Consider the following 6,099-nt stretch of genomic DNA (forward strand, 5'->3'; position numbering starts at 1 on the left):
CTACTTCTTGCTTGCGACGATCTCGGAAACCTTCGACTGCCCCATCATCTCCTGCTTCATCAGCATCGCCAGGTCGGCGCTCGTGATCGCCAGCCGCTCGGAGATGGCGCGAATGATCTCGCGGTAGATCTTGTTGCCCGGGACGGGATAGGTCGTGCAGAACTCTTCGAGCGAGGCCTTGTCGATGGACTGGCACTCGGTCTTCATGGCCGCGATGCAGCTTGCGGTGCGCACCGAGTGGGGCATGAACAGGGCCATGTCGCCGAAATACCCGCCGCTTCCGATGTAGGAGAGGAAGTGGTTGTCGGGTTCCTTCGTGACGTTCACCCCGCCCTTGGTCACCAGGTAGAGAGAGTCGCCCTCTTCCCCCTCACGGACGATGTGCTCACCGGCCTCGAAGCTCTCGGGACGCAGGTACCCCTTGAGCTCCAGAAGCTCTTCAGAGGTGAGATCAGCAAAGAGAAAGTTCTTGCTGAGTATCTCAAGGGTCTCGTCCAGCATGGCTTCAGGCTATCCCCGGCGGCTCGGGCCGTCAATTACGCAGTGCGCGAGCGCTTTAGCGCAGCGCTCACACTTTTCCAATCCTTTTTGAGCTGCCTGCCCGCCGTGCGCGGATCGACCCGCCCGGAATAGCGGGCCTCGTTGTAGTGGCTGACCCAGTGAAGCAGCGCCTTCCCGGGCGCCCCGCCGGCCCGGCGGGCCAGTTCATCAGCCACTTCCAGCGGCGTGCGTTGCTCACCGGGATCTACGCCCCACCGGCGCGCCTCCTTGTCCAAGGGCGCAAGCAGCGGGGTCAGCACGCTCTGCGCGGCGGTGCGATCCTCCGCCCGGCGGCGCCGGAAGAGTCCCAGGCCCAGCAGCAAGCCGGCGCCCACGATCAGGGTTCCCACCGCCCACATCACCTGCGCGGGCGGCAGGCGCTTGCCCAGCTCTGGCAGCGCCCCACCCTTTCCGCCGGTCATCTTCGGAAGCTCGGTGGCCACCTTGGCAACGATGCCGAGCTGCTCGGCAAAGGAATACCGGAGCACCCAGTCGTACCACCAGAGTTCGGCCTGTTGCTTGGCATCCTGATAGGCCAGCACCCAGGGGCTGATCCGTGCGTGTTCGGCCGCCAGGTCGCGGGGCGAGGGATCGATGCTCACCCAGCCGTCCTGCTCGTCCCAGGCTTCCACCCAACTGTGGGCGTCGCTCTCACGCACGGTCCAGGTGCCGGCCGCGGCGTCATAATCGCCGGCTGCAAAACCGGTCACAACCCGCGCGGGGATTCCCTGCGCGCGCAGCAGCACCGCGGCGGCCGAGGCGAAGTATTCGCAGTGACCTGTCTTTTCTTCGAACAGGAAGCTCGCCACCGGGTCGGGGCTTCTGCCCACGCGCCGGTCCAGCGAGTAGGTGTAGTTCTCGGTCAGGTAGTCCTCGACCGCAAGGATGCGGTTGATCCGCCGGCCGGTGCCCTCGGTATCGGCCTTGCGCCCGATCTCACGGGCGAGCCGTTCCACCTCGGGGCTCAGCAGCACGGGCAGTTGCGTGAGCCGCCGCTTGAGCGCGGGGTTCATCCACTGATGGGGCGATGCGCTGTCCTTCGCGGGAGTCAGGTACGCGACCTAATAGCTCATCGGCAACAGGCGCGAGCGCTTTGTCTCGCTGCGTTCGAAAAACAGGTCGCCCGCATAACTCGTGGAAATCTCCGAGAAGGGGCCGCGCACAGCCAGCGTATCGAGCGGACCGAGCGCGCGAAGCGAGGGCGCAATCAGTGCCGGGATCTCCAGCGGCGAGAGGTCGAATTCAAAGAGCTGAGCGAGCGGCCGTGTCTCGATTGCATCCAGGTCGCCGGCAAAGACGCCCGGCGCCGCGCGGTGCAGGGCTGCCGGGCGCATGGGAGTGCGGCTCCAGCGCGTACCGTCGAAACGATCGAGCGTCTGCACCCGCCAGAGCGGAGCCTGTTTGAGCGGCGGATCGACGGCGACCCGGAACATCACCCGCGACCCGGGCGAGAGAAGTCCCTGCTGGCGAAGGTCCACGCCCAGCGGAAAGCGATTGCTGCCGGCACCATCGACGAAGTTGAACTCCACGATGGCGGCCGAAAGACGCGGCAGGGAGAAGAAGATGATCCCGCCGCCCAGGAAAATCAGCGCGCCCGAGAGAAGCGCGAGCTTGTAGATGCGAAACGGAATGAAAGGCCCGCCGCGGGCGAGTTCGTCCTCGGACTTGGTCGCCGCCGCGCTGGCCAGGTACAGGCCGATGGGCGCCAGCGTCACGTAGATGAGCAGCAGCGGCGCAATGATGTAGGAAAAAGTGAACACCGTGCCACCCAGCAGCACGAAGAAGGAAAGCAGCAGGATCTGTAGCTCGTCGCGGCCGCTGCGCCGGCCCCAGACCTTTACCACCAGCAGCCAGCGCACGAATTCGAACAGGTAGAACACCACGTTGGCCGGCGAGTACCAGGTGCGCGTTCCCTCGAAGAGCAGGAGCGCCAGCAGCAGGCCCGTCCACAGCCCGTCGGGAATCACCTGTCGCGCACTGCGGGGCAGTACATACCCCAGCCCGATCGCCGCGGCGAAGAGCACGCCCTCCCAGGCGGTGCGCACGTCGCTGGCCAGATAGGCAAGCGCCGCCACGCCGCAAAGCAGCCCGCCCACCCAGTCGAGATGTCGCTTGAGGTTCATCGGTCTTTACGATGCCACGCCGGGCCTTTGCGATCTGTCTGATCGCGCGCGTTGACGGACTTTGAGTATCACGCCCATAGTATGGATGATGGCCACGGCACCGGAAAACGAATCGGACCTCGACCTGGGCGAGGAGTTCCTGCAGTTTCTCGAAGAGAAGCGCTCGATCCGCAACTACAAGCCCGATGCGGTCGAGCCCGAGAAGATCGAGCTCATGGTGCGTGCCGCGCTTTCTGCGCCCTTTTCGGGAAAATCCCCCTGCTGGCACATCCTGGCCGTCAACGACGCCAAGGTGCGTGATCGCGTCCAGCGCGCAGCCACTGCCGGGCTCAACAAGATGAACTTCTGGGTGCGCACGGCGCCCACGATTCTCGTCCTGTGCGCCAAGCCCGGCGCGGCCAAGAAGCGCCAGGGGATTGCCTACTACCTGGTGGACTCGGCGCTTGCCATGGAGCGCGCCTCCCTGATGGCGCACCAGCTCGGGCTGGGATCGTGCTGGATCGGCAATTTCGATGAGCGCGGCGTCAAACGCGCCTGCCGGATTCCCAGCGGCATTCGCGTCGTGGGACTGCTGAGCCTTGGCTATCCCGAGGAAGACGGCGAGTCCATCATGGGCGTGCCAGTCATCAACGATTTCGACCAGTATTACGACCTCATCCGCTCGAAATTCGACCGGGACAAGCGAGTTCCCCTTCGCTCGGCATTTAGCTACAACTACTTCCCATAAACAACGAGTGATGTTCGGAAGCGACCGGGCACTTTCATAAAGAGGCGCGTGATGTTTCAGAGGCTCCTTGCAGCACCAGCAATTCTTGTGGCGACTTTCGCGGTGTTTCTTGCCGCTGCGATGCCTGCGCATTCCCAGGGGCAGAAGTACCGCATTCCCCTGAAGAAGGCGCGGCTTCCCGTGGGCATGGTGCAGGGCCGCGTGACCGATCGCACCGGGGCACCCATCAACGCCGTCGTTTCCATCGAGGAAACCGAGGGCAACCCGCCCAAGAGCGTGGCCGTGCCGCTCGACAACAAGACCGGCAACTTCAAGATCAAGCTCGCGCCGGGTCAGTACAAGCTCACCGCGCAGGCGGAGGGGTATGTCGGCGTCGCGCTCAATGTCGAGGTGCGCGACAAGTTCCGCGCCAAGGTCCCCATCAAACTTCAGAAGGCCAAGCCCACCCCGGAGGAAGCGACCACCGAGAGCGCGCCCGAGAGCGTGGCCGTGCGCTATGACCGCGATGGCAACCTGGGCGAAGAGCTCGAAGAGGACAACATCCGCAAAATCGAGCTGGAAGAAGCCCTCCGTTATGCCGCCGGCGAAACCGCTGTGCCGGCCGACGGAGAGGCACTGCTGACAAAGCTCGCCAACCTGATGAAGCGCGACGAGACGCTGGTGCGCCTGGTCGTCACGGGGCACTCCCACAAGCTCGGCGACAAGGGCCTCGAAAAACGTCGCAGCGAGCGCCGCGCAGTCTATGCAAAGAACTTCCTGGTCAAGGCGGGAGTCGATCCCGCGCGGCTGCGCGTGCAGGCCAAAGGGGCCGACGACACCGTAGCCTCCGGCGACGATGAAGAGGCACGCGCCCTCAACGACCGCGTGAACTTTGAGCTGTGGAAGCTCAAGGAATAACTACTTGAAATCGCGGCGCCGGAAGATGATCGACGAAACGAGGATCAAGCCGGCGGTGTAGAGCAGCGCGTAGAGCGTGATCTGCCAGACGTATCCCTCGGGTGGCGCCAGGTTGTAGGGAACGCGATCCTTCAGGTTCAGTTTGCTGAAGTCCGGCAGGATGTAGAAAATCTTCGTCACGACGCGCTCGTAGGCCTTGAGATCCCAGTAGCGCTGATAGTTACGAATCTCCGAGGCCAGGCTCCCCACGATCCAGAATCCCAGCGTAAAGAGCCCGCTCAGATACGGCGTCGAAAACGACGAGAAGAGCATGGCGATGGCGCTCACCATCATCAGCTCCAGATAGATCGCCCACAGCGCCTGCCCGGCAATTCCCGGCACCGTGCCCTCTGCCGCCCAGGTCGCCAGCACCAGGCACATCGCCATGCCGGCCAGCACGATGGCAATGGCCGCCACCTGCCCCAGGTATTTGCCGATCACGAATTCGGTGCGACTCACCGGCTTGGACAGGACGTTGTAGACCGTCTTCTTGTCGAGTTCCTGGTAGAGCAGGTTCACGCCCATGACGATGGAAATCATCACGCCGAAGAGGTTGATGGCGCCCAGCCCGATGTCGAGCACCATGATCCCCTTTTGCCCCGGCGCCGCGCTGTCGAGCACGCCGCCCACCGCAATCAGGCTGATCGCAAAAAAGAGAACGGTGTAGAGAATCCGCTGCCGGACGATCTGCACCATCGTGTTGTAGGTCAGCCAGAAGATTCTATTCATGGGAGTCGTCCTCCCGAACGAGCTGATAGAAGTATTCGTCGAGGTCCTCGCGCACGGGCGTGAGCGAGAGCAGCTCGCCCTGCTTCTCGATCACGAGCCTGGCCAGCTCTTCGGCCATGGCTTTCTCGGAGAGCGAGAGGTGGAGCACCTCGCCTTCTTCGCGCGCCCAGATGGCGGCTTCGCGGAATTTCGCGGTCGTCTCGGCGGGGATTCCCTTTACCGCAACGTCGTAGCTTTTTACGCGCGGGTGCAGCATCTCCGCCAGCGGCCCCGCACGACGAATCTTGCCCTGCACGATGACGCCGATGCGGTCGCAGATGACTTCGATGTCGCTGAGGATGTGGGTGCTGAAGAAGACGGTCCTTCCCTCATCCCGAAGGGACATGAGCAGGCGGCGCACTTCGTAGCGACCGATGGGGTCGAGGCCTTCCATGGGTTCGTCGCAGATCAACAGCTCGGGATCGTTGATGAGCGCCTGCGCCAGTCCCAGGCGCTGCAACATGCCGCGAGAGTATTTGCGCACGGGCATCTTCCAGGCGGCCTTGTCCAGGCCCACGCGCTCAAGAAGCTCGTGGGTCCTCGTCTTCGTCGTCTTGCCGTCAAGGCCGCACATGCGCGCTGCCAGCGCCATGGTGTGCACGCCGCTCAGTTCGTCATAGAAGTAAGGGTTGTCGGGAAGAAATCCGATGCGCGAGCGGACCGACACCGAGCTTTGCGGCTCGCCAAAGAGCGAGTAGCTTCCGCCGCTGTCTCTTACCAGCCCGAGCAGGATCTTGATCGTGGTCGTCTTACCCGCACCGTTGGGGCCGAGAAAGCCGTAGATCTCGCCGGGCCGGACCTCGAAGTCCACGCCCTTGAGCACCTGCTTGCGCTGCAGGAGAAAGCCGGTGCGGTACCACTTCTCCAGCTCGCTGCATTGGATGACTGATTCGCTCATACGCTCTCCTGACCACCGCGCGCCCGCGCGCGAAGCCATCCCCTAATTCGAAGCTTCGTAGACGGCGCGGCAGTGCGCGACGCGCTCCTTGAAATAGTTATCAAGCC

The 6,099-nt window shown here is 63.5% G+C and carries 7 protein-coding genes; 2 read left to right on the forward strand and 5 right to left on the reverse strand.

Annotation, left to right across the window (positions count from 1 at the left end):
- The 3 genes from KDH09_01365 to KDH09_01375 are packed head-to-tail and all read right to left on the reverse strand — an operon-like array spanning position 1 to position 2,663.
- The gene (locus KDH09_01365; GenBank protein MCB0218317.1) at positions 1-501 is read right to left on the reverse strand and encodes a cyclic nucleotide-binding domain-containing protein; all 501 of its coding nucleotides are present in this window, start codon (positions 499-501) and stop codon (positions 1-3) included.
- A 35-nt stretch (positions 502-536) separates the two neighbouring features.
- Entirely contained in the window at positions 537-1,553 is a 1,017-nt protein-coding gene (locus tag KDH09_01370; protein MCB0218318.1) for a transglutaminase domain-containing protein, read from the reverse strand.
- A gap of 48 nt (positions 1,554-1,601) precedes the next feature.
- Positions 1,602-2,663 carry a DUF3488 domain-containing protein gene (locus KDH09_01375; protein ID MCB0218319.1) on the reverse strand — a complete coding sequence of 354 codons (1,062 nt, stop codon included), beginning with the start codon at positions 2,661-2,663 and terminating at the stop codon, positions 1,602-1,604.
- Positions 2,664-2,751: 88 nt separating this feature from the next.
- On the opposite strand from KDH09_01375, the gene KDH09_01380 reads away from it, so the two are divergent.
- Both KDH09_01380 and KDH09_01385 read left to right on the forward strand, forming a co-directional pair.
- Positions 2,752-3,390, forward strand: a complete 639-nt coding sequence (locus tag KDH09_01380) for a nitroreductase family protein (GenBank protein ID MCB0218320.1) — start codon at positions 2,752-2,754, stop codon at positions 3,388-3,390.
- A 51-nt stretch (positions 3,391-3,441) separates the two neighbouring features.
- Positions 3,442-4,287, forward strand: a complete 846-nt coding sequence (locus KDH09_01385) for an OmpA family protein (protein MCB0218321.1) — start codon at positions 3,442-3,444, stop codon at positions 4,285-4,287.
- Here KDH09_01385 and KDH09_01390 read toward each other — a convergent pair whose 3' ends face one another.
- Both KDH09_01390 and KDH09_01395 read right to left on the reverse strand, forming a co-directional pair.
- Entirely contained in the window at positions 4,288-5,055 is a 768-nt protein-coding gene (locus KDH09_01390) for an ABC transporter permease (protein ID MCB0218322.1), read from the reverse strand.
- The gene (locus tag KDH09_01395) at positions 5,048-5,992 is read right to left on the reverse strand and encodes an ABC transporter ATP-binding protein (protein ID MCB0218323.1); all 945 of its coding nucleotides are present in this window, start codon (positions 5,990-5,992) and stop codon (positions 5,048-5,050) included. The genes KDH09_01390 and KDH09_01395 overlap by 8 nt, the downstream gene beginning before the upstream one ends.
- Positions 5,993-6,099 lie beyond the last annotated feature (107 nt).

It is taken from the genome of Chrysiogenia bacterium (genome assembly GCA_020434085.1).
Taxonomy (GTDB): domain Bacteria; phylum JAGRBM01; class JAGRBM01; order JAGRBM01; family JAGRBM01; genus JAGRBM01.